The sequence below is a fragment of the Flavobacterium sp. CAU 1735 genome (genome assembly GCF_039888695.1).
In the GTDB taxonomy this organism is placed as follows: domain Bacteria; phylum Bacteroidota; class Bacteroidia; order Flavobacteriales; family Flavobacteriaceae; genus Flavobacterium.
Genome location: NZ_JBDQQQ010000003.1, coordinates 19971 through 44105, shown reverse-complemented (window position 1 = coordinate 44105; position 24135 = coordinate 19971). Strand labels below are relative to the sequence as shown.

Below are 24135 nucleotides of genomic sequence, written 5' to 3'. Positions count from 1 at the left end.
TTTACTAAAACCGAAATCGTAGAATTTTGTTATTTCCGGCTGCTATAACGGTTTTTCGGTTTACAAAACGAATCGTAAACAAATCTTTATAATCGGCTATTTTTTGCCAGTCTTCTCCAAAATCAGCCGAATAATACACACCACTAGCTCCTACGGTTAGCAATTCCCTACCATTACTACCGGGAAAAAACTGTACACAGGAACCATACCCAAAGCCTTTATTATCGGCCACTTTTTGCCAGGTTTTCCCGCCATCGGTTGTACGGATTTTATTTCCGTGGTTCTGATTTGGTTTTTCATAATTTCCACCTATCGCAAAACCGGTATTCTTATCGTAAAAATCGGCCGAAAAAATACCCGTCATTGCTTCACCCTGAACAATTGGTGTATCGACTACTTTCCAACTTTTTCCCTTATCCGGAGAGAAGAAAACCCGCGAACGTTTTCCGCCCGATACTACCCAGGTATTATTTTCTTTTACAATAATATTGGTGTTACTGGCGGCAAAAAAAGCCTCGCCATCAGCAATACCCGGTAATTGATCACAACCTATTTTTGTCCAGGTTGTTCCGCCATCTCGGGTGATTAGGAGCGAAAAACAACCGTCGGTCGGATCGCCAACCACGATACCTTCCTGATCGTTCCAAAACTGCATACTATCGTAAAAAACCTTTTCCCCTTTTTCTTCATATACCAACTGTACATGACTTCCACTTTTATCAATCCGATATAACAATCCGGGATTTCCGATACTGACCATAAAAACATGCTCTTTTGTTTGCGCACTACTCCGAAATTCGGGTTTCAGATCATTCTTTTCGATATGTCCCTTAAAAGCCTTCGAACCGTCTAACGCAACATAGCCGTATTTTCCATTACTTCCCGCATACCAAATGCGGTTACTGTCGACTGTAATGGCCCGGATACTGATTTTATCCGTTAGCAGCGTATCGATAGTAACCGCATTTGGGTTGGTTAGCGTCACCGATAAACCGTTATTTTCGGTTGTATCGGTTGTCGGTTTTAGTTTATTACAGGAAAAACAAATGAATGCTGTAAACAGTAGTAGCCTTATTTTCATTCCGAAGGGATTTAAAAGGCTAATTTACAAACATTTTTAACTATAAACGTTTGTTTTTTCCATCCAACAGATACATCCACAACATACGGGACATTCTGAAATTAAAGGTACTTAACAGGATCGACATAATTCCGATAAGCACCACAATCGTCACAAAACTGTCCACAAAAAACTGGATAATCAGGAAAAAGGCAACCATTTCGGCCACCGCTACGGCATAACTCACAAACATGGATCCGAAGAAATATCCGGGTTCTTTTTCGAATTTATGATTACAGTTGGAACAATGCGTATTCATTTTTGGCATCTGAAAAAGCAATATATTTCCTTTCTTTTCAAAAACCTGTCCCTGATGACATTTAGGGCATTTTTCCGTTACAATGTTCTTTAAAATTGACATAACTCTTTTTTTATACAAATTTCACAAGAATTCGGCAACAAGCTATAGACGATTCACACAAGTTTTTGTACTTTTAGGACATAAAAAATCCCGATATCCGTTTTATGAAAACAGCTATTCTCGACATAAAACAATTCGAACCGGGCGAAACCCGTAAGGAATTCTACTCAAACACTATTGAAAATCACATCATTACCAACCATCGTAACATTCATAAACCGCATAAACACAATTTTTACCTGACTGTACTTTTTACGCAGGGAAGCGGCATTCATGAAATTGATTTTACGACATATACCGTAAAACCCGGTAGTCTTTTTTTCCTAAATCCCGGACAAACACACCATTGGGAATTATCGGAAGACATTCGCGGTTATATTTTTTTCCATACACAGGCTTTTTATGACCTGCATTACAATCGGATCAAGATTCACAACTACCCTTTTTTTTATAGTGTACAAAACGCTCCCTTTTTATATCTTGAACACGATGCAACCGATTTTGAATCTTTATTTCGCGAAATTCTGAAAGAAAATCAAAATGAGGCCGTTCTAAAAATGCAAAAAATCCTAAGTCTGATTGATCAGATTTATATCGACAGTACCCGTTTGTATATCGAAAAGAATGCCACCGCGACCGCTGTACAACATTCGTACGCCTTACGATTTCAGGAACTCGAACGATTGATTGAAAAGCACTATAAATCCGAAAAATCACCCTCACAATATGCCGAATGGCTCAATGTGAGTCCGAAGCATTTAAACCGCATCACGCAATCGATGGTCGGCAAAACCACTTCCGACGTCATTTTGGATCGGGTATTCCTGGAAGCCAAACGGGAATTGATCCGATTTAAGAACAATTTTGCAGAAGTAGCCACAGCATTAGGCTATGATGATTATGCTTATTTTTCGAGGCTATTTAAAAAAAAATGTGGCGAAACGCCCTCTTCATTTATTAACCGATACAGATAGGCTTGTAAGTAAATAAATTAACTATCTTTGCAAGCTGATTTTTACACAAATGAGATTACACAGAAACCTGGTTTTTACCGTTATTGATTCGATAATGGCTATTTTCAATGAAGGAGAATATGCCGACAAAGTAGTGGCACGCGCCTTAAAAAAAGACAAACGTTGGGGAAGCCACGACCGAAAGTTCGTTGCGGAAACCATTTATGAAATTGTACGTTGGAAACGTTTGTACACTGAAATAGCCGAAGTTAAGGAACCGTATGACCGGGACAATGTATGGCGTATTTTTGCCGTTTGGGCGGTTTTACGCGGGTATACCTTACCGGATTGGAAGTATTTTGAAAGTACTCCGGTACGAAAAATAAAAGGCCGTTTTGACGAATTGTCAAAAATCAGAAAATACAGAGAATCCATTCCGGACTGGATGGACGAAATTGGTGTGCAGGAATTGGGCGAAGCCTTATGGTCTACAGAAATTGCAGCACAAAACGAACAGGCGAAAGTTATTTTACGTGTTAATACACTAAAAACGACCAAAGAAAAGCTTCGTGCTGTCTTAATGGACCTGAATATCGAAACGGAATTCCATTCGGACTATCCGGATGCCTTGATTTTAAAAGAACGAGCGAATGTATTCCTTACAGATGCCTTTAAAGAAGGTATGTTTGAAGTACAAGATGCCTCATCGCAAATGGTTGCCCGTTTTCTGGATATTAAACCGGGAATGCGCGTAGTCGATACTTGTGCCGGAGCCGGTGGAAAAACATTGCATATGGCTTCCTTAATGGAAAATAAAGGCCAGTTAATCGCAATGGATTTGTATGAAAGCAAATTAAAACAATTAAAAATCCGCGCGAAAAGAAACGGTGCTTTTAATATTGAATACCGTATCATCGACAGTACGAAGGTGATCAAAAAATTACATGAAAAAGCCGACCGTGTCTTAATCGATGCACCGTGTAGTGGTTTGGGTGTTTTAAAACGTAACCCGGACAGTAAATGGAAACTACAACCGGAGTTTATCGACAACATCCGTAAAGTACAGGCGGAAGTATTGGAAAACTACTCTAAAATTGTAAAACCGGGCGGGAAATTGGTGTATGCCACCTGTTCCGTATTGCCTTCCGAAAATCAGGAACAGGTTCAGAAATTTCTGCAAACCGAATCCGGAAAGCAATTTGAATTTGTAAAAGATATTAAGGTTTTGGCGTCGGAATCCGGATTTGACGGGTTCTATATGGCACTTTTCAACCGAAAATCCTAATAAACAAATTGTATAAACTGACTTAAAATGAAAAAAATTTACGCACTCGCGTTAGCCCTTTCTCCTCTATTGGGCTTCGCACAAGCAGGTGCTCCGGCTTCTCCGTACTATAACGGATTTAACTGGACTGTGACCGGTAGCAACTTAAAAAGTGCGCTATCGACTAAAATCACAAACACGCACACTAAAACACTGAGCTATGACGACATTTGGGATGTAGACAAAATTATTGATCTGGATCCTAATGATGCCTCGAATGCCAACGTATTATTGTTGTACGGTTTTAGCAACAACATGTGTCCTTCTTCTTCATCGGATGACAACGACCACAGAAGACGAAGCAAAAACAGCAATGGCGGTGGTACAACTTGTCAATGGAATCGCGAACACACGTTTGCCAAATCATTGGGAACCCCAGATTTAGGAACTTCGGGACCTGGTGCCGATGCACATCATTTGCGTGCTTCCGATGTACAACGTAACGGTGCACGTGGTAGTTTAAAATTTGCAGCCGGTTCCGGTAACTCCGGATCTGTTTCTGGCGGATGGTATCCCGGAGACGAATGGAAAGGCGATGTAGCACGTATGATCATGTATATGTATCTACGTTACCCAACCCGTTGTTTGCCTAAAAATGTAGCAACAGGATCGACCGTTTCGTCCGACAGTAACATGATGACCTTATTATTACAATGGAATGCAGAAGATCCGGTTTCGGAATATGAAGACCGTAGAAATACCTATTTAGGAAACGCTAGTAATTCTTTCGGACAAGGAAACCGTAACCCGTTTATCGACAATCCTTATCTGGCGACGGTAATCTGGGGCGGACCAGTAGCCGAAAATCGTTGGCCGGGTATGTTAGCTACGGATAGTTTTGATCTATTGGCGAATGTTATGGTATATCCAAACCCATCCAACGATCAGAAAATCAATATTTATTCGGAAAAAGAATTGGATGAGATTGAATTGATTAACATCAACGGACAAATCATACAGCAAATCAAAAAACCGGTACACAATCAGGAAGTATATACGCTTGAAAATTTACCACAAGGTTTTTACCTGATCCGTATGTCATCTGAAAATATGAGTACGACCAAAAAAGTTATCATCAACTAGAATTCCGTTCTATTTTATAAAACAAGCCTGCTTTTCAGCAGGTTTTTTTATATCCTTTTTTTACAGACCTCACAAAATGTTAAAAGTTTACCCTATATTTTCCTACAAAATAAACCTTACAGAAACTTTTTTTGTAATTCACTCGTTTCTAAATAGTTAAAATTCTTTTTTTGTAACGTCAAACATTTTACATTTGAATCCTAAATATTATTTCTTTTATGAAAAAACTCTACACTACCGCACTATTATTGTCGGTATTTTTGGGATTTAGTCAGATCCCGGCCGGGTATTACAATTCGGCCACCGGTACCGGGTATACCTTAAAAACCCAGCTTTATAACATTATTAAGGGACACACAGACAGAACTTATAATGGTCTTTGGACAACCTACGGTACATCGGACCGTGATCATTACTACGAAAACGACAACACTATTTTAGACATTTATTCAGAAAAACCAGCTGGCCCAGATGCCTATAGCTATACGTACCAAACCGACCAATGTGGAAATTATACAGCAGAAGGCGCTTGCTACAACCGGGAACATACCGTTCCACAATCGGTTTTCGGATCACAGACACCTATGTATTCCGATGCACACCACATTCCACCGACCGACGGATATGTAAATAACAGAAGAGACAACTGGCCACACGGTGTTGTAGGAACCGCCACGTGGACCTCAACCAACGGATCCAAACTGGGATCGGCTTCCAATAGCGGCTATGCTGCGGGATATACCGGAACCGTATTCGAACCAATCGATGAATTTAAAGGCGATATTGCCCGTATGTATTTTTACTTCGCCACCCGTTACGAAAATACCGTATCCGGCTATACTTATGCGATGTTTAACGGTACCAGCAATCAGGTATTCACTACGACATTCCTTCGTATTTTATACACCTGGCATACACAGGATCCAGTAAGTCAGCGTGAAATTGATCGTAACAATGCGATTTATGCCCGTCAGAACAACCGTAACCCATACATTGATCATCCAGAATATGTACAAGCTGTTTGGGGACCAACATTGGCTACGGATAGTTTCGAAGTGATTGCCAATGTATCGGTATATCCAAACCCGTCAACCAATCACACCATCAATATTTATTCGGAAAAAGAACTGGACGAAATTCAATTGATCAACATTAGTGGTCAAATCGTACAGCAAATCAAAAAACCGGCACACAATCAGGAAGTTTATACGTTAAACGAACTGCCACAAGGTTTTTACCTGTTACGCCTTTCTTCCGAAAACCAATCCACCACCAAGAAGATAATTATTAATTAATAATCGAGGTTAGTTATAACTGAAAGAGCACCCGTAATGGGTGCTCTTTTTTATTATATGATGATCATCTGTTAATTACATATTTCTGCGGTATTGTCCACCTACTTCAAACAAAGCTGATGTGATCTGACCTAAAGAACAGTATTTCGCAGCATCCATTAGCTTTTCGAAAATATTCTGATTCTGAATCGCCGCTTCCTGGATAATCTCTAATTGTTTTAGCACTTCATCCGCATTCGCCTGATGTAGGTTTTCCAGGGTATGAATCTGGAATTGTTTTTCCTCTTCCGTTGCACGGATAACCTCAGCCGGAACAACCGTTGGCGAACCTTTCGAACTTAAGAACGTATTCACTCCAATGATCGGGAATTCTCCGGTATGTTTCAGGGTTTCGTAGTACAAACTTTCCTCCTGAATTTTAGAACGCTGGTACATGGTTTCCATAGCACCCAACACACCACCTCTTTCGGTAATTCTGTCGAATTCGGCTAAAACGGCTTCCTCAACCAAATCGGTTAGCTCTTCGATGATAAACGATCCCTGAATTGGGTTTTCGTTTTTCGCCAATCCTAACTCTTTATTAATGATCAACTGGATTGCCATCGCACGACGCACCGATTCTTCGGTTGGCGTAGTAATCGCCTCATCGTATGCATTCGTGTGCAACGAGTTACAGTTATCGTAAATCGCATATAGCGCCTGTAAAGTCGTACGGATATCATTAAAATCGATTTCCTGTGCGTGCAACGAACGCCCGGAAGTCTGAATATGGTATTTTAACATCTGTGCTCTTTCGTTGGCTCCGTATTTTAATTTAAGCGCCTTCGCCCAAATTTTACGCGCCACACGTCCGATAACCGCATATTCCGGATCGATACCGTTTGAAAAGAAGAACGACAGGTTTGGTCCGAAATCGTTGATGCTCATACCACGGCTCAGGTAGTATTCCACATAGGTAAATCCGTTTGCCAGCGTAAAGGCCAACTGTGTAATCGGGTTAGCACCTGCTTCGGCGATATGGTATCCGGAAATTGAAACCGAATAGAAGTTTCGTACGTTTTTCGTGATAAAATACTCTTGAACATCACCCATCAAACGCAACGCAAATTCCGTAGAGAAAATACAGGTGTTTTGTGCCTGATCTTCTTTTAAGATATCCGCCTGAACTGTTCCACGCACTTGTGCTAATGTTTTTACTTTGATGTCGTTATAAATATCCAACGGTAAAACCTGATCTCCGGTAACGCCCAATAGCATTAATCCCAATCCGTCGTTACCTTTTGGCAAATCACCATTATAACGTGGACGCGCTACGCCTTTTTTCTTGTAGATCGCTTCAATTTTAGCTTCCACTTCTTTCTCCAATCCGTTTTCTTTGATATACAATTCACATTGCTGATCAATAGCGGCATTCATAAAGAATCCTAATAACATAGGCGCCGGACCGTTGATGGTCATACTTACCGATGTCATCGGGTGTGCCAGATTGAATCCGGAATATAATTTTTTCGCATCGTCAAGACAACAGATCGATACTCCGGCATTTCCGATTTTTCCGTAAATATCCGGTCGGTGACCCGGGTCGTTTCCGTATAAAGTCACACTATCGAAAGCGGTTGACAAACGTTTTGCCGGCATTCCCAAACTTACATAGTGAAAACGACGGTTCGTACGTTCCGGTCCGCCTTCTCCGGCAAACATACGGGTTGGATCTTCTCCTTCGCGTTTAAACGGATACAATCCGGATGCAAACGGGAATTCTCCCGGTACGTTTTCCTGTAACGACCAACGTAAAATATCGCCCCATGCCTGATATTTCGGCAATGCTACTTTTGGTATCTGCGAATGCGACAAACTTTCGGTATGTGTCGCGATTTTGATTTCTTTATCACGAACCATAAAACTGTACACCGGGTTTTTGTATTTGTTTACTTTTTCATCCCAGGTTAGAATAATTTCCCAGTTATACGGATCGAGGTTCATTTTTACTCTGTCGAATTCTTTTAGCAATAACGACAGGAATAGTTTTTTATCGTCATCGGAAGTTACTACGGAAGCCTCATCGATTCCTGATTTATCGATCGATGGTTTTAGACCTGAAACGGTTTCGATGGTTTTAAAAATTCCGTATAATTTTTGAGCCACATCTTGTTGACTAACCGCTACCTGATCGTATTTACGGTTATTTTCGGCGATTTCCGATAAATAACGGGTACGATGCGGTGGAATCACGAAAATTTTCTCGCTCATCTCGCGGGTAATTTCAAAAGTCGACTGTAAAGCGGCACCGGTTTTTTCCACTACTTTATCCATAATGGATTTGTAAAGCGTGTTCATTCCCGGATCGTTAAACTGCGAAGCGATTGTTCCGAAAACCGGCATCGCATCCGGGTTTACGTCCCAAAGGTTATGGTTGCGCTGGTATTGTTTTTTCACATCGCGAATCGCATCCAACGCCCCTCTTTTATCGAATTTATTGATCGCAACCAGGTCGGCAAAATCCAACATATCGATTTTTTCCAACTGCGTCGCGGCTCCAAACTCCGGAGTCATCACATATAATGACACATCCGAATGTTCCAGAATTTCCGTATCCGACTGACCGATACCGGATGTTTCCAATACAATCAGGTCGTATTTCGCTGCTTTTAGCACTTCAATCGCTTCAGCCACATATTTTGACAACGCCAGATTGGACTGACGCGTAGCTAAAGAACGCATATAAACTCTTGGATTGTTAATCGCATTCATACGAATACGGTCGCCTAATAAAGCACCGCCTGTTTTTCGTTTGGACGGATCGACAGAAATCAAACCGATTGTTTTTTCCGGGAAATCGATCAGGAAACGACGTACCAGTTCATCGACCAAAGACGACTTACCTGCACCACCGGTTCCGGTGATTCCCAATACCGGGATATGATTTTCTTTATTTTTCTGATGAATCTGATCCAAGGTATCTTTGGCCACTTCGGGAAAGTTTTCGGCCGATGAGATCACCCGTGCAATTGCCGTTGGATTTTTCTCTTCCAAATGATTGATCTCTCCGTTTAGAACATCTCCAACCGGGTAATCGGCACGTTGTACCAAATCATTGATCATTCCTTGTAATCCCAATTCTCTTCCATCATCCGGCGAATAGATACGGGTAATTCCGTATTCGTGTAATTCCTTAATTTCCTCCGGAAGGATCACACCGCCTCCACCGCCAAAAATCTTGATATGTCCGGCACCTTTTTCTTTTAAAAGGTCGTACATATACTTGAAATATTCATTATGTCCACCCTGATACGACGTCATTGCAATTGCATTGGCATCTTCCTGGATCGCAGTATTAACTACTTCTTCCACACTTCTGTCGTGACCTAAGTGGATCACCTCAACACCGGTTGCCTGGATAATTCGACGCATGATGTTGATCGCCGCATCGTGCCCGTCGAATAACGACGCAGCCGTTACAATACGGACTTTATTAACAGGTTGGTAAGGTTGTGCTTGTTCCATTGTTATTCTGAATTTTGAGGTCGCAATGTAGTGAATTCTGCAAGATTAAAAAAGTGTTCGGTTGTTAATAGATTGCGCTTCAACACGCTTTAAGCCTATTTTTATAACACAAAAAAACAGGGTTTCACAATTCATCCAAGATATTCGATTGAAAAAACTACTCCGATTAACTGTAACAAACTACCGTTTTACCGGACTGATAAAAGAAAATGATGAAAAAAACGGGATTTTTACTACTCCTATTTTGTCTGACAACCACGCTGTTCGGTCAGGAGCAACATCACTCCGAATTATACCGCACCTTACAGGAAAAAGACAGCCTTTTATTTAATGTGGGATTCAACACCTGCGACATCCGCCAATTTGAAAATCTTATCAGTGATCATTTTGAATTTTACCACGATTTGGGTGGCATCACAAAATCCAAAGCCGAGTTTATTTCCGGGATCCAAAATGGACTATGCCAATCGGAATACAAATCCCGCCGGGCATTGATTCGCGAAAGCTTACAAGTCTATCCATTAAAACAAAACGGTGTTTTATATGGTGCTATCCAAACGGGAAAACATCGGTTTTATGAAACCGGGAAAAACAAACAGGAATATCCAACCAGTATCGCACAATTTACACATGTCTGGTTACTGGAAAACGGCGTATGGAAATTCAGCCGTGGATTAAGTTATGATCATCAGCCGTATAAACCCTAAGCACGGATCTTTTATAAAACAAAAAAGGCGCATCTCTGCGCCTTTTTTAAATCGATATACGATTTATTTTATCCTTTATGGATGTTGTCCATATCAATTTCTACGCCCAATCCCTGTGCAATACCCATTCCCAATCGGGCATCGGCACGGAACCAGTGACAAAGCTGGCGGTTGATAATTTCCATTTTTTTAGGTCCGCCAATGCCTTTCATCGCACCTACAATATTATGGATGGTATTTTGTTTGGCTTCCGGTGTCATAATATCAAATAATTTACCCGGCTGTGAATAATGATCGTTTTCACCTTCCGCATTGCGATCGTACCAGTCGGCTATAGAATTTCCTAAATCCCAGGCCGGTTCTTTATACGATTGATCCACTTCAATGTTATCAAAACTATTCGGGAAATAATTCGGATTACTACCGCCGTTTCCATCGACACGCATCGCTCCGTCGCGTTGGTAATTGTTCACTGCAAACGGACAACGGTTTACCGGAATCTGTTCGAAATTGGATCCCAAACGATAACGGTGCGCATCCGGGTAAGACAACAAACGTCCCTGTAACATTTTATCGGGCGAATATCCGATTCCATCCACTACGTGCGCCGGAGCAAAAGCCGCCTGCTCTACGTCCTGGAAGTAATTATCCGGATTCTGATTCAATTCCAATACCCCCACATCGATAAGCGGATAATCGCCATGCGGCCATACTTTTGAAAGATCGAACGGGTTGATATGATAGTTTCGCGCTTCCGCTTCCGTCATTACCTGAATTCTCAAATTCCAACGCGGATAATGCCCGTTTTCGATCGCTTCAAACAAATCGCGTTGTGCATAATCCATATCTTCCGCACGCATTTGATCGGCTTCCTGACCGGTAAAATTTTTGATACCCTGAGCCGATTTAAAATGGAACTTCACATAAAAACGCTCGTTTTTATCGTTAATCATCGAAAACGTATGACTTCCGAATCCGTGCATAAAACGATAGCCTTTTGGCGTACCGCGATCGGACATTAAGATGAGCACCTGATGCAAACTTTCCGGGTTTAGCGACCAGAAATCCCACATCATGGTTGGCGATTTTAAATTCGTTTGCGGATCCCGTTTTTGCGTGTGGATAAAATCCCCGAATTTTTTAGGGTCTTTGATAAAGAAAACCGGTGTATTGTTTCCTACCAAATCCCAATTTCCGTCTTCTGTATAGAATTTCACCGCAAAACCTCTTGGATCGCGTTCCGAATCGGCCGATCCTTTTTCTCCTCCAACCGTAGAAAAACGCAGAAACACACGGGTTTCTTTTCCTACCTTATTAAATACTTTTGCTTTGGTATATTTCGAAATATCATGGGTAACGGTAAAAGTCCCATAAGCACCGGAACCTTTGGCGTGTACCACTCTTTCCGGAATACGCTCCCGATTAAAGCTGGCCATTTTTTCGTGAAGAATAAAATCCTGAAGTAAAATCGGTCCGCGTGCGCCAACGGTTTGCGAATTTTCATTTTCAACGTAGGGTTTTCCTGAGGCAGTTGTTAGTTTGTTGTGTGCTTTCATTTTTTTAGATTTTTGGATTAACAAACGATTTAAGGATTTAAAGTTTTGAGAATCAATCTCCATAGCACTTTAAATGTACTCAAAATTACCGAATGCATCCGCACAAAAACCATAAATCAAATTGATTGTTCTTATTTTTTGATAAGTAAAAGTTATATTAATTTTTGGTACAAACTTTGATTACCTTTGAACATCAATAACAAATACTATGAAACGAATAATTTTACTCCTTGCGCTTTTGTCACTATCCTATCATGCCGATGCGCAGATTTTTAAACAATTAACCGATAAAATAAAAGGTTCTACCAAAACACAAAGTACCGGTACCGGATTGTTGAGTCAGACCGATATAGCAGCGGGTTTAAAAGAGGCCTTAAACAAAGGGATTGAAAAACAGGTAACCAAGCTAACTCAGGTCGATGGTTTTTATAAAAACGAAATGGTTAAAATCCTGATGCCGGAAGAATTGCAAAAAGTAGACAAAACCCTACGCAGTATGGGAATGGGAAGTCTTGCTGATGAAGGTATAAAAGTAATGAATCGCGCGGCCGAAGATGCCGTAAAAGAAGCCACTCCTATTTTTGTGAACGCGGTTAAAGGAATGACGTTTACCGATGCCAAAAATATTTTAATGGGTAACGATACCGCTGCAACGACCTATTTACAGGGTTCCACGTCAACAGCATTATACGCTAAATTTAATCCGGTTATTAAAACCTCGTTTGAAAATGTAGGTGCTGATAAAGTATGGACGGGAATTATCAATAAATACAACACCTTGCCATTGGTTAAAAAAGTAAATCCGGATTTAACCGATTATGTAACCAACGAAGCCATGAAAGGGGTGTTTAAAATGATTTCGGTAGAGGAAAAAGACATCCGTGGAAACCTGAATTCGAGAAGCTCTGATCTATTGAAAAAAGTGTTTGCAGTACAGGACAAAAAATAGTCTGAAAATTATAAAAAATGGAATAAGAAGCCTTCGGGAAAGAAAAATCTTAAAGTATTCTTAAGAATCTATTTTTTTAATTATCAATAACATACAAATAACATTCCGTTAACACAAGTGCTAAAAAAAATGTCGGACATTTGCAGAGTAATAAATGATTTCTCATTTGGTTAGGGTTAGTTAAAAAAGAATTGCCGGTGCTTCTCACACCGGCTTTTTTTATGCCATAAATTAAAACACCTGACAGGTTTTGGAAACCTGTCAGGTGTAACTTATAAGGTAAAACTCTACAAAGATGTTGAAAACCTTTAGGGTTCGTTAAGAAGAATTTCCGGTGCTTCTCACACCGGTTTTTTATACCATAAATTAAAACACCTGACAGGTTTTGGAAACCTGTCAGGTGTAACTTTAAGGTATAACTTTATAAAGATATATTTATAAGGAGTTTAAAAAGGCTAATAATGAAGTTCGCTCCGCTGTAGAAAGTTGTTTAAAACGATCTTTTGCATTTTGTCCTTCACCGCCATGCCATAGAATGGCTTCGGTTAGGTTTCGCGCACGTCCATCGTGTAGAAAATGCGTGTGTCCGTTTACCAATTCTGTTAAACCGATTCCCCATAATGGTCGTGTTTTCCACTCTTTACCATTTGCAAGGAAATCCGGACGGTTATCGGCCAATCCATCCCCCATATCATGTAATAGCAAATCGGAATACGGATAAATGACCTGATTCGACAAGGCCGCTATCGGGCTATATCCTGTGGTTTGTTTTGGCGTATGACATTGCGCACAGCCAATTCGTTCAAAAATCGCAGCACCTTCCCGTACCTGTCGGCTACCGATATTTCGCGGTGCCGGAACGGCCAGTGTTTTACAATACAACGCCACCTGATCCAAAACAGCATTGGCAATTTCCGGATCATCATTCAGACCATCTTGCCCGTTTGACTGGTTGTGTCCGGTTTCATTCGGAAATATATAATTGGTAATCCCCATATCTTCCACATAGGCCGCCGCACATTGTACCAAAATGGTTCCGGTATTGGCTTTCCATCCAAAACGTCCCAATACGGTTTGTTGTAACATCGGATCCCAGACATAATTGGCTTTTCCGGAAATCCCATCGCCATTGGTGTCATTGATATCCTGTAATGCCAGAATATTCGCTTCCGGAATGGCTTCCAAAAGTCCCAATCCAAAAACCGGGGTTCCGATTCGCGGTGATGTCATCATACCCGCCGGAAACGGCATATATGGATTGGTTAAGGTGATCATCGGTTTTCGAAGTCGCACAACGGTACCATCGGCTAAGGTTTCGATACTTTCTTCAAAAGTCACCTGATAAGCTGCTTCCGGTGTATAACCGAATAAAGCCTGATTTTGAATCTGCAAACCAAAACCCGGAGCGGCAAGTGGTCCGCCATGGGCATCCATTCCCGGAATACTGGCGCGAACCAGTAAACCGCTTCGATTGTTGATCACAATAGGAAACGCCGATCGTCCGTCTCTTGGGTGACAGGCAATACAGGATGAATTATTAAAAATGGGGCCCAATCCGGAGTTCACATTTGCCGGTGCCGTCACAAAAATGGATTCAAACTGTACATCACCCGACAAATGGATTCCCAAACTTTGCGGATCCAGATTCGGTGCCGGCATACTAAACGCATTACTGGTTGCCAGAAAAACAGTCGTTTCCCCTCCGGCCATTAACCGGTCATTTAAATCCGGAATATTTTCATATTCGTCCGGATTGTTATCACTACTACAGGAACCCAGTATTATTCCCAACAAGCCTAATGCTATGTATTTTTTTATCATGTTGTTTTTCATTGGAAAATCCCCCACTTAAATTGTATTAGGTGAGGGATTAGGAAGACATCATAATGAAGGTTCACAAATTAATTACAACTTGTGAAACTAAATCACGGTCAAAATTATAGTTACTATGGCAATTACTATTCTTAGTTATTAATTAACGGTAACAATTGCGTTTGCAACATGCTAAACAATTCGTTCACTTTTTGCTGTGCATTTTCAACTGCCGGTCTGTTATTATAGATGGCATCCGTAAACGATACCGGAATAGTTTCGATTGCTGAAATTGACTCTGCAATTTTCGCTTTGATCGCCGTATCCAATTGGGGATTTCTGGCCGCCACTACATCGGTTAATCCTTTTCCATTTACACTTCCGTAATCACCTAAATAAATATTCTGAACACTACGAATGTTATCGGCAAAATCTAAAAGTGAATTTTTACTAAAACGAGATTCTTCAGCCTGAGGCGAAACTCCTTCTCCATTCGGTCCGTTTAACGGCTCCTGAATTTTAGTATTGGCTACCTCATCCGCAATAGTGATGATTCCGTGAACAAATTCTTCCAATGCCGCTTTTTGAGACGGATATTTTACGTTTCCGGAATTTCCGGCCGTAAGGAAAAATCCAACATAATTTCCGGAAGAAGCACTCCATCCGTTGATCAATGTTTGAGTGTTATTTTGTAAATCTTCTGCAGCCGCTTTAAGGTATTGTAACTCACGAGCCGTAAGTTGTGCCGCTGTTTTCGTTCCGTTTTCTCCCCATAATAAGAACTCGATTAAGTGGAATCCACGTGCTTCCGGGTTAGCTGCAATTACATTCGCAGTGATTTGCTGCCCACTGTTAAGAATGTTGTTCATCGCTTCCACGTCAACCGGCCAGGTATCCATTGCCGGATCCAAACCTCCGTTTCCTAAAGCATCATCGGCAACCGGTCCGTAAAGGAATCCTTCCGATTGTTCCCACGGTTTACGGGTATTCATCCAGGCCTGTTTTGCAGCAGCAAGATTGGTTTCGTTTGGTGTTGTTGCCAACGTATTGATTGCCGTTCTTAATTCTCCGGCTTTTTGGTTTAATGTTTTATAGGTTTCTACCACTACATTTGATGACACATTACCAATTACATCCGAAAATAATGAAGCGTTCGGGTCTACATAATTAGTATCGTCATTATTACTACAATTTGCTAATGTCATTGCCATTGCAACAAATCCCAGACTTAAAATTCTTCTTTTCATCTATTAAAAATTTGAGTTAGTATTATTAAAACGAGAATCCGATTCCGGCAGAAAAAGTATTCTCTTGTTGTCTTTCACCTGTGTTTAACGATGTTACCGGATCAAACTGATACGATCCCAATCTTCGGTTTTGATAATGTGCTTTTAAAACGATCTGCGGATGCACAAACCAGTTAAAACCACCCATCATAGCACTGCGTTCCCAACGCGGCTTACGCACTACGTTTCCTTCCACTTCATGCATGGTGTCGTAGTAGTCGTAACGTAAAAACGGGTATACTTTATGCTTGGCCTGCGGATTAAAGAAATGCAGGATTTCGTAGCCTACTTCGGCCGAAAATCCGACTACATTTTTCCCAACCGGCGTTCTTTTTACCCCTAAGTTATTGGACAAACTGGCATTTTTACGGGAAACGATATTGGAGTTTTCAAGGTTTCCATATAGGAAAATCGAGTTAAAACGCAGGTAATCCTCATCGTAGGTAATATGCCCTTCGAAAATGGTCACATAAGCCGTTTCCTTCATATCGTTTTTCGGACGGTTTGCAGCGGCATCATTAATATAGGCCGAAACCCCGAAATAGGTATTTTTGTGTGTTCCGAATTTATAATCCAAACGTGCTGTTAAAGCCCAGCTTTCGCCAACTGACATTTCAAAACGGGTTTGGTATCCTTCTTTGATCCATCCTCGGGAACTAAATCCGGACGCATCCAAACCATTGGTAACCGATACTTCGTATTTGAATCGTTTTTTCCAGAAAGTACCGTGGAATTGTACCCCGTTTTCATACCATCCTAAAGGCAGAATTTCGTTTTCCATTTCCTGACGGTGCGTTGTAAAATACGAGATCGGACGGTCTAAATCCTGTGCCAATCCAAAGTGAATTTTCATACGTCCCACACGAACGTTAAAATACGGACGGATGGCCAGGTTAACGTGAACCTGTTCGATTTTCACTTCTCCACCCGCTTCGATTTCCTGTTCGTATTCTCCGGCTTCTTCCTGTGTATCCAGTTCGATAGTAGAACCGGTTCCGCCGTGTTCGAATTCGATTTCCGATTTAAAACTAATCCAATCGTTAAAATTATAACCCAGATATAGGTTCAAACGTTCGGCATCAAATTTATCTTTCATTCCCAGATCGGTATCATAGCGTCGGTAGTTGTAATAATTCACTACTCCATAACCGCTCAGCGTAAACTTGCTCCAGTTAAAAAGGTTTTTATTATCGTTAGCAAAATCTTGTTTCACTTCTTGTCGAAGCTCTTCTCTAAGCTCCTTTTTGATTTGTTCTTTAAGTTGTTTAACACTCGTAGAATCAACCATTTGTGCGTATCCAGTATATGAAATTCCGGCGAGTAATAAAAGTAATATTCGGTTCATACAGTCTTTAAATTTCGGGCAAAGCTATATATTTATTTTTAATAAGTCTAAATAAGTGCAATATTTTTTTAACTTTGCCCTAACTTTTGATTAAGATTTTTTTATGTTAAAAGATTATCGATTCGCTAACGTTTTAGCCTTCAATCGCTTAAAACCGATAAAAGGCCAATTCAAAAAAAAGCAGGATCAGTTACTATCCGCCTTATTTACCCCGATTGACAATTCGCAATTAATCCTTTTCAGGATTGTTTTTGGTTTATTGATCACATTACATTGTTTACAATCTGTCACCTCCGATTGGGTACGCCGCAATTTTATACTTCCCTCCTATACGTTTACACATATCGGAATGGACTGGTTGCAGCCATTACCCGGTAACGGTATGATTTATTACTTCTATGCGATGGGAATTGTCGGACTGCTAATTTCGATCGGATGGTTCTACCGTTTCAGCATGGCGTTGTTCACGATTATGTGGGCAGGTGTCTATTTTATGCAAAAAACCGCCTATAACAATCATCATTATCTGTTGTTGTTACTTGGGATTATGCTGTTTTTTTTACCGGCCAATTGTGCCAATTCGGTAGATGCCCGATTAAAACCATCCATCCGCAAAACTCATATCCCGCAATGGTGCATTTGGGTTTTAATCTTGCAGGTTGGTATTGTTTACTTTTATGCAACCGTAGCCAAGCTATATCCCGACTGGCTTGACGGTACCTTTACCCGCGAAATGCTAAGCAAACATGCCACGTCATCACTAAAGACATTGTATTCTCAGAAATGGTTTTACCTGTTTATCGCCTATGCCGGTATCCTTTTCGACTTACTCGTTGTGCCGTTAATGCTATGGCGTCGCACGCGAATGCTGGCTTTTATCGCCTCAGTGATTTTCCATTTTTTTAATAAAATACATCTTGGTATTGGGATTTTTCCGTTCCTGGCCTTGTCGTTTTCCATATTGCTTTTCCCACCGGAAACCATACGCAAGCTATTTTTCAGAAAAAAAATTGTACCGGAAACCGATCATCAAAAAACGGATTATGGAAAGCGGATACTGCTTTACTTTTTTATCCCTTATTTTATTTTTCAATTGGCATTCCCATTACGGCACTGGCTGATCGAAGGCGATGTTTTATGGACGGAAGAAGGCCATCGGTTAAGTTGGCGAATGATGTTGCGCAACCGAAGTGGTTATTCCAAATTCTATGTCGTGGATCATGCCACGGGTGAAAAAAAACGCTATAAATTAAAACGCATTCTAACCAAAAAACAGATCCGCGGAATGCAAACCAAACCGGATATGATCTGGCAAACGGCGCAAAAGATCAAAGAAGAATATCAAAAAGAGGGGAAAAACATCAGCATTTATATCGATTCGAAGGTATCGATTAATAAAAAACCACTCCGTACGCTCATCGACCCCAATGTCGATTTTGCCAAAGCAAAGTGGAATTATTTCACTCATAATGAATGGATTCTACTCTATAAATAGCAGTATAATTGATAACAATTCGGTCACTTCATTAAATAAAATTCAAAAAAATATCGATTAAAGGTCAAACCATTAAGAAAATTTAGTAGTATTGCAAATTATTTAGATTTAGTATAAATAAAAATAACTCACCCAAAATGAAAAGAACATTACACGCCTGTTTTACTGCATTACTCTTGCTTACACTACCCGATTGTATCGCACAACCAATACGCATCGGAAACGAAACCAGTAATAACATTACCAGCGATGCTCCGGTAAACTGCGTATACGAAAAATCGGCTAGCGAAAGTCTGTATCTGTCCAGTGAAATTAACAGTTCCGGAACCATAACCGCACTATCCTGGCAACACAGTTCCACTTTTAATGCAGCAGCTACCAACAATATCAAAATTTATTTAAAAACCGCTACCCTTACCGCTTTACCATCGGGTACTGTTGGCAGTGGTTTTTCGGGCTATACCGAAGTATATTCCGGAGCATTACCGGCTATAAGTACAGCCGGATGGAATACCATCACCCTTACAACCCCATTTTCCTACGATAAAAATACCGGTAATCTGGCTATACTGGTAGTACGGGATGCAACTACAAAAGACGATAACAATTATCCGAGATTCCGAGCCACGACAACCAATCCCAACTATCTGTGTCGCAAATACAGCAGCGGTGTCGACTTTTTCACACCAACCGCAACACCGTGGAACAGCAATGCCAGTATGAGCGGTTCGTATTTCCGCCCGAATATTCAGATCACAATGAACAGTAATACGCCAACAGCTACTTACTGCACGATCAACAATAACAACAGCTGTTTGTATGGCGGTACGATAACCAACGTTACTTTTGCCGGAATCAACCATACCACCGAATGCAGTCAGGATAACTATTCGTATATCGATTATAGTGCGACTGTTGGCGCGGCACAAATTGCCAAAGGTTCTACAAACAGTATTTCCGTGACGGTAGACAATCCGGGAAGCAGCGGAGGTGTAGGTGTTTGGATCGATTTTAACCAAAACGGAACCTTCGAAAGCAATGAGTTTTTTAGCTTAGGAACCATCAACAGTAGCAACAGTGCTACCTTTAGCAGCAACCAGATTGTCGTTCCTACAACCGCTTTAACCGGTACCACCCGTATGCGAATCCGTTCGAAACGACTAACCGCCGTAACGGCTGCCGAGGCGTGTGAATTTATAGGCAGCGCACGCGGCGAAGTAGAAGATTATGCCATTACCATTGCCGAACAACCTATGGGACTTTCCGATTTCGATAAAACTTCCGTACGACTGTATCCAAACCCAACACAAGGAACCGTGACGTTTGAAACCACTGAAAACATCAAAAAAATTACGTTTTACAACTCACTTGGCCAAGTTATTGCCGTTCAGACATCGACTATCGCAGACCTGTCGGCTTTTGGAAACGGGATTTATACCGCGAGAGTTGAGTTTGAAAACGGTCAGACCACGACTCAAAAGATCATCAAAAAATAACCCCTATGAAAAGCCACTATTTATTTTTACTCCTAATCAGTACCTTTACATATGCCCAACATTGGGAAAATGATTTTGAAAACGGCAAAAAAAATGCCGTGGCCGAAAATAAAAATATCGTACTTGTATTCTCCGGTTCCGACTGGTGTGCGCCTTGTATCAAACTGGACAAAGCCATCTGGAGTTCTGAAGAATTTAAAACCGAAGCGGATAAAAACTGGATTCTGGTAAAAGCCGATTTTCCGAAAAAGAAAACCAACACTTTATCGGAAAGTCAACAGAACCAAAACAACAATCTGGCCGAGCAATACAATAAAGAAGGTCATTTTCCGCTGGTAGTTGTACTGGACAAAAATGGAAAAGTACTGGGAAAAACCGGATATAAAAACATTAGTCCTACGGCTTATATCGAACTATTACACACTTTAGAAAAGAAAATATGAAACGCTTTCTCCTGATCGCATTCCTGACAAATACTATCGTCCTTAACGCACAAGTGGCCCATAAAAGGGTCGTAAAACTAATGGGTAGCCGTTTTGACATCACTATTGTGGCGAAAGATATTCCCACTGCGGATGCTTATATCGACACCGCCGTGGCCGAAATCACCCGTATTGAAAACCTGATTTCGGAATGGATGCCCCAAACTCAGGTATCGGAAATCAACCGGAATGCCGGCATTCGTCCGGTGGTTGTAGATCAGGAACTTTTTGATCTGACACAACGCGCGATCGGTTTTTCCAAACTGACAGACGGTGCTTTTGATATCAGTTTTGCGGCAGCCGATAAAATCTGGAAATACGATGGTAGTATGACCGTGTTACCATCGCCGGAAGAAATAAAAGAATCCGTAAAAAAGATCGGCTACCAAAACATCATCCTCGACAAAGAACACCGTACTATTTTCCTAAAACTTCCGGGAATGAAAATCGGTTTCGGATCGATCGGGAAAGGCTATGCCGCTGATAAAACCAAAGCACTTATGATGGAAAAAGGTGTCGTAGCCGGAATCATCAATGCATCGGGCGATATGAACACCTGGGGAAAACAACCGGATGGTAAAGAATGGACTATCGGGATTACAAATCCTAAAAACAAAGCACGCATTTTTGCGGTTTTCCCACTTACCGACGGTGCCGTGGTTACGTCCGGCAGTTACGAAAAATATATTGAAATCGATAAAAAACGATATTCCCATATTATTGATCCCCGAACGGGCTACCCGGCCAGCGGCTTATCGAGTGTTACGGTTTTTGCCGCAAGTGCCGAAATGGCCAATGGTATTTCCACCTCCGTTATGGTACTCGGCCAGGAAGTCGGCATGAACCTCATCAACCAGATCCCTCAAATCAGTGCGGTTATTGTAACCGACAGCGGCAAAATTTTCTACTCCAAAAACATTGATCACAAAAAATTAAAAAAGACCAACTAAATGAAACCCGCATTACTCCTTTTAGGGTGCTTCCTCCTATTTTCCTGCAACACCGTAAAAGAATACGAAAAACAAAATAGTAACGATCCCGATATGAAACTATCGGCACGATCGTCTGAGCGCTACGAGACCAATTTTCAAATTTACCGCGAAGGTGCTTCGGGCGCCAATGGCGGAAAAACAGGAGGAGGCTGTGGCTGCAATTAAACATGAAAAAAATACTTTTTTATACCAGTCTCTTCTGTTGCTCCATTGTAAATGCACAGGAAGATGAAAACGCCACGTCCTATAAAAAACGGGTACTCGAAACAACCGAGATCGAATTTTTGGGCAGTTATTACCAGCAGGACGGAAAACACTCGGCTGTTGGCGGTGGTGTCGGAACCGAAAAATTAAAAGATTACACGTCCAATATCGTATTGACCATTCCGTTGAACGACGACGATGTGTTAACCATCGATGCCGGTTTTTCGGCCTATACGTCGGCTTCATCCAGTAATATCAACCCGTTTGTAACCGATGGATCGTATACCGTAACCACCACCAATAACAACAATACCGGAGCTTCCCGTGGTATGAATCCAACCGGTCTTTACAGTAAAGACGACGATTATACGACCACGACCACTACTCCGGCGCCTTATGGAAGTCCGTGGATCGAATCGACCGGAGCTTCCCGTAAGGATGTTTTAAAAACACTATCGGCCAGTTATAGTCATAGTTCAGACAATCGGAATACAATCTGGAATCTTAACGGTAGTGTTTCCAAAGAATACGATTACCAATCCTTTGGAGTGGGTGCCGGTGTTGCGAAATTGTTTAACGACAAAAACACCGAAATCAGTGTAAAAGCCAGTGCCTATTTTGACAAATGGGATGCGATTTACCCGACCGAACTCCACGAATATGCCCTTTACGGATTGAATTTTCAGGGTTACGGTTATTTCCAGGGGGTAACGATTTTGGACGAATACGGACAACAATCAACCAATTACCTACCGAAAGCCTTTCAGGAGTTTTCCAATGAAAACCGGAATTCTTATTCCTTCTCCTTAGGATTGTCGCAGATATTGACCAAACGCTTACAGTTTTCCCTGTTTATGGACGTCTTGTATCAGGAAGGATTACTGTCAACACCGTATCATCGTATTTATTTTGCCGACAAAGCCAACTATTATATTGGTCAGCCGCGCTATATTCCAATTTATGATAAACCCGGAAACATTGGTGTATTCCGACTATCGGATGATGTGGAACGTCTACCAGGAACGCGATTTAAAATTCCGGTTGGAGCGCGCGTTAATTACTATATCAACGAACAATTTGTGATACGCAGCTATTACCGCTACTATGCCGACGATTGGGGATTATCGGCCCATACGGCCAGCATCGAAATTCCGTATCGCATTTCGGATCATTTTACCCTTTTGCCCATGTATCGTTTTTACACCCAGAAAGGTGTCCGCTATTTTGCGCCGTTTGAAAAACATTATTCGTACGAACGCTATTATACGTCCGATTATGATCTTTCGTCTTTCGACAGCCACCAATATGGTTTCGGACTGAGTTATACCGATTTGCTTACCAATACGCGTATTCTTCATTTCGGTCTGAAAAATATTGACTTACGCTACCAGCGTTACGAAAGAAGTGACGCTTTAAAAGCGGATATCATCAGTATCGGAATCAAATTTGTCCAGTAAATAATTATTGATCAATAAACAATTATATTTTAATTTTTAACCTTAATCCATTATGAGTAAAAAACTATTTTTAATGCTAACCCTGGTCGTTACGATCGTATTTTTTAGCTGTAATAAAGACGAGGATACTGCGATATTACAGAGTAACCCTGTGATTGGAACCTGGAAACTGGTTGAGGAATACAGCAACAACCAGCTGGTAACCTTAAATAACTGTAACCTACAGGAAACCTATATTTTCGGGGAACAACAATTTACCCATGAAATGTATTCGAATGGCGGTCGTTTTGACGATTCGACCTTTCAAAAAGGCGGTGATGACGACGATGATCACCACAGCGGAGGTGATGACGATGACGACGATGATGACGATCACGGGCCGGTAAATCCAAACCCAGGAACCGGTGGTGGAACAACCGATGACGACGACGACGACGATCACGGAGGAAACGGTGGTACCGGAACGTGCGTATTATCTGAAACAGTAATTGGTTACTGGACGAATCCGGGTAACAACCTGTACAGTCTGACGAGTTCGAATGCTATCGATACCAAAAACATTATTTTCACCGACAATGGTAACAAGTTTTACTATGAAACAGCCGTAAACGTAAACGGTATTTCGGTGACTAAAAAATATGTGTTCAAAAGACAGTAATCCGGAATTTTTTAGTGTCTCAACAAAAGAGCCGTCTTGATCAAGACGGCTCTTTT

General features: G+C 41.2%; 20 protein-coding genes. 13 read left to right on the top strand and 7 right to left on the bottom strand.

The window, feature by feature from the left end; genetic code table 11:
• Positions 1-4: 4 nt before the first annotated feature.
• Both AAFN64_RS09130 and AAFN64_RS09125 read right to left on the bottom strand, forming a co-directional pair.
• A complete protein-coding gene (locus AAFN64_RS09130; RefSeq protein ID WP_347760195.1) occupies positions 5-1081 on the bottom strand; it encodes an oxidoreductase in 1077 nt (358 codons plus the stop codon).
• A 40-nt stretch (positions 1082-1121) separates the two neighbouring features.
• Entirely contained in the window at positions 1122-1481 is a 360-nt protein-coding gene (locus AAFN64_RS09125) for a DUF983 domain-containing protein (RefSeq protein ID WP_300488160.1), read from the bottom strand.
• A gap of 104 nt (positions 1482-1585) precedes the next feature.
• Here AAFN64_RS09125 and AAFN64_RS09120 point away from each other — a divergent pair, with 104 nt between their 5' ends.
• The 4 genes from AAFN64_RS09120 to AAFN64_RS09105 all read left to right on the top strand — a co-directional run bounded on the left by AAFN64_RS09120 (position 1586) and on the right by AAFN64_RS09105 (position 6136).
• Positions 1586-2455, top strand: coding sequence for an AraC family transcriptional regulator (locus AAFN64_RS09120; RefSeq protein WP_347760194.1), 870 nt, complete (start codon positions 1586-1588; stop codon positions 2453-2455).
• Positions 2456-2504: 49 nt separating this feature from the next.
• Positions 2505-3719: a methyltransferase domain-containing protein gene (locus AAFN64_RS09115; protein WP_300488155.1), complete on the top strand. Its 1215-nt coding sequence runs from the start codon at positions 2505-2507 to the stop codon at positions 3717-3719.
• Between the two features lie 27 nt (positions 3720-3746).
• Positions 3747-4841, top strand: a complete 1095-nt coding sequence (locus AAFN64_RS09110) for an endonuclease (protein ID WP_347760193.1) — start codon at positions 3747-3749, stop codon at positions 4839-4841.
• A 218-nt stretch (positions 4842-5059) separates the two neighbouring features.
• Positions 5060-6136: an endonuclease gene (locus AAFN64_RS09105; protein ID WP_347760192.1), complete on the top strand. Its 1077-nt coding sequence runs from the start codon at positions 5060-5062 to the stop codon at positions 6134-6136.
• 75 nt (positions 6137-6211) lie between these two features.
• On the opposite strand, the gene AAFN64_RS09100 is transcribed toward AAFN64_RS09105, so the two are convergent.
• Positions 6212-9640, bottom strand: a complete 3429-nt coding sequence (locus tag AAFN64_RS09100) for a methylmalonyl-CoA mutase family protein (protein WP_347760191.1) — start codon at positions 9638-9640, stop codon at positions 6212-6214.
• Between the two features lie 209 nt (positions 9641-9849).
• Between AAFN64_RS09100 and AAFN64_RS09095 the strand changes: the two genes are divergently transcribed.
• Complete coding sequence (locus AAFN64_RS09095; RefSeq protein ID WP_347760190.1) at positions 9850-10347, top strand: nuclear transport factor 2 family protein; 498 nt, start codon at positions 9850-9852, stop codon at positions 10345-10347.
• 68 nt (positions 10348-10415) lie between these two features.
• Here AAFN64_RS09095 and AAFN64_RS09090 read toward each other — a convergent pair whose 3' ends face one another.
• Positions 10416-11903 (bottom strand): catalase, encoded by a 1488-nt coding sequence (locus tag AAFN64_RS09090; protein ID WP_300488140.1) that lies wholly within the window; start codon positions 11901-11903, stop codon positions 10416-10418.
• Positions 11904-12111: 208 nt separating this feature from the next.
• Here AAFN64_RS09090 and AAFN64_RS09085 point away from each other — a divergent pair, with 208 nt between their 5' ends.
• Positions 12112-12852 carry a DUF4197 domain-containing protein gene (locus AAFN64_RS09085; RefSeq protein ID WP_300488138.1) on the top strand — a complete coding sequence of 247 codons (741 nt, stop codon included), beginning with the start codon at positions 12112-12114 and terminating at the stop codon, positions 12850-12852.
• A 435-nt stretch (positions 12853-13287) separates the two neighbouring features.
• On the opposite strand, the gene AAFN64_RS09080 is transcribed toward AAFN64_RS09085, so the two are convergent.
• The 3 genes from AAFN64_RS09080 to AAFN64_RS09070 form a co-directional block, all read right to left on the bottom strand.
• On the bottom strand, positions 13288-14673 hold the full coding sequence (locus tag AAFN64_RS09080; RefSeq protein ID WP_347760189.1) for a di-heme oxidoredictase family protein: 1386 nt from the start codon (positions 14671-14673) through the stop codon (positions 13288-13290).
• 143 nt (positions 14674-14816) lie between these two features.
• Positions 14817-15911, bottom strand: a complete 1095-nt coding sequence (locus AAFN64_RS09075; RefSeq protein ID WP_347760188.1) for an imelysin family protein — start codon at positions 15909-15911, stop codon at positions 14817-14819.
• 25 nt (positions 15912-15936) lie between these two features.
• Entirely contained in the window at positions 15937-17295 is a 1359-nt protein-coding gene (locus tag AAFN64_RS09070) for an autotransporter outer membrane beta-barrel domain-containing protein (RefSeq protein WP_347760187.1), read from the bottom strand.
• 103 nt (positions 17296-17398) lie between these two features.
• On the opposite strand from AAFN64_RS09070, the gene AAFN64_RS09065 reads away from it, so the two are divergent.
• From AAFN64_RS09065 to AAFN64_RS09035, 7 genes are all read left to right on the top strand, one after another.
• Positions 17399-18790 (top strand): HTTM domain-containing protein, encoded by a 1392-nt coding sequence (locus AAFN64_RS09065; protein WP_347760186.1) that lies wholly within the window; start codon positions 17399-17401, stop codon positions 18788-18790.
• A 137-nt stretch (positions 18791-18927) separates the two neighbouring features.
• Positions 18928-20286 carry a T9SS type A sorting domain-containing protein gene (locus tag AAFN64_RS09060; RefSeq protein WP_347760185.1) on the top strand — a complete coding sequence of 453 codons (1359 nt, stop codon included), beginning with the start codon at positions 18928-18930 and terminating at the stop codon, positions 20284-20286.
• Between the two features lie 5 nt (positions 20287-20291).
• Positions 20292-20729, top strand: coding sequence for a thioredoxin family protein (locus AAFN64_RS09055; protein ID WP_300488121.1), 438 nt, complete (start codon positions 20292-20294; stop codon positions 20727-20729).
• The gene (locus AAFN64_RS09050) at positions 20726-21718 is read left to right on the top strand and encodes an FAD:protein FMN transferase (RefSeq protein WP_347760184.1); all 993 of its coding nucleotides are present in this window, start codon (positions 20726-20728) and stop codon (positions 21716-21718) included. The genes AAFN64_RS09055 and AAFN64_RS09050 overlap by 4 nt, the downstream gene beginning before the upstream one ends.
• Complete coding sequence (locus AAFN64_RS09045; RefSeq protein ID WP_300488115.1) at positions 21719-21925, top strand: DUF4266 domain-containing protein; 207 nt, start codon at positions 21719-21721, stop codon at positions 21923-21925.
• 2 nt (positions 21926-21927) lie between these two features.
• The gene (locus AAFN64_RS09040; protein ID WP_300488113.1) at positions 21928-23421 is read left to right on the top strand and encodes a DUF3570 domain-containing protein; all 1494 of its coding nucleotides are present in this window, start codon (positions 21928-21930) and stop codon (positions 23419-23421) included.
• Positions 23422-23473: 52 nt separating this feature from the next.
• A complete protein-coding gene (locus AAFN64_RS09035; RefSeq protein ID WP_347760183.1) occupies positions 23474-24079 on the top strand; it encodes a lipocalin family protein in 606 nt (201 codons plus the stop codon).
• Positions 24080-24135: the final 56 nt, after the last annotated feature.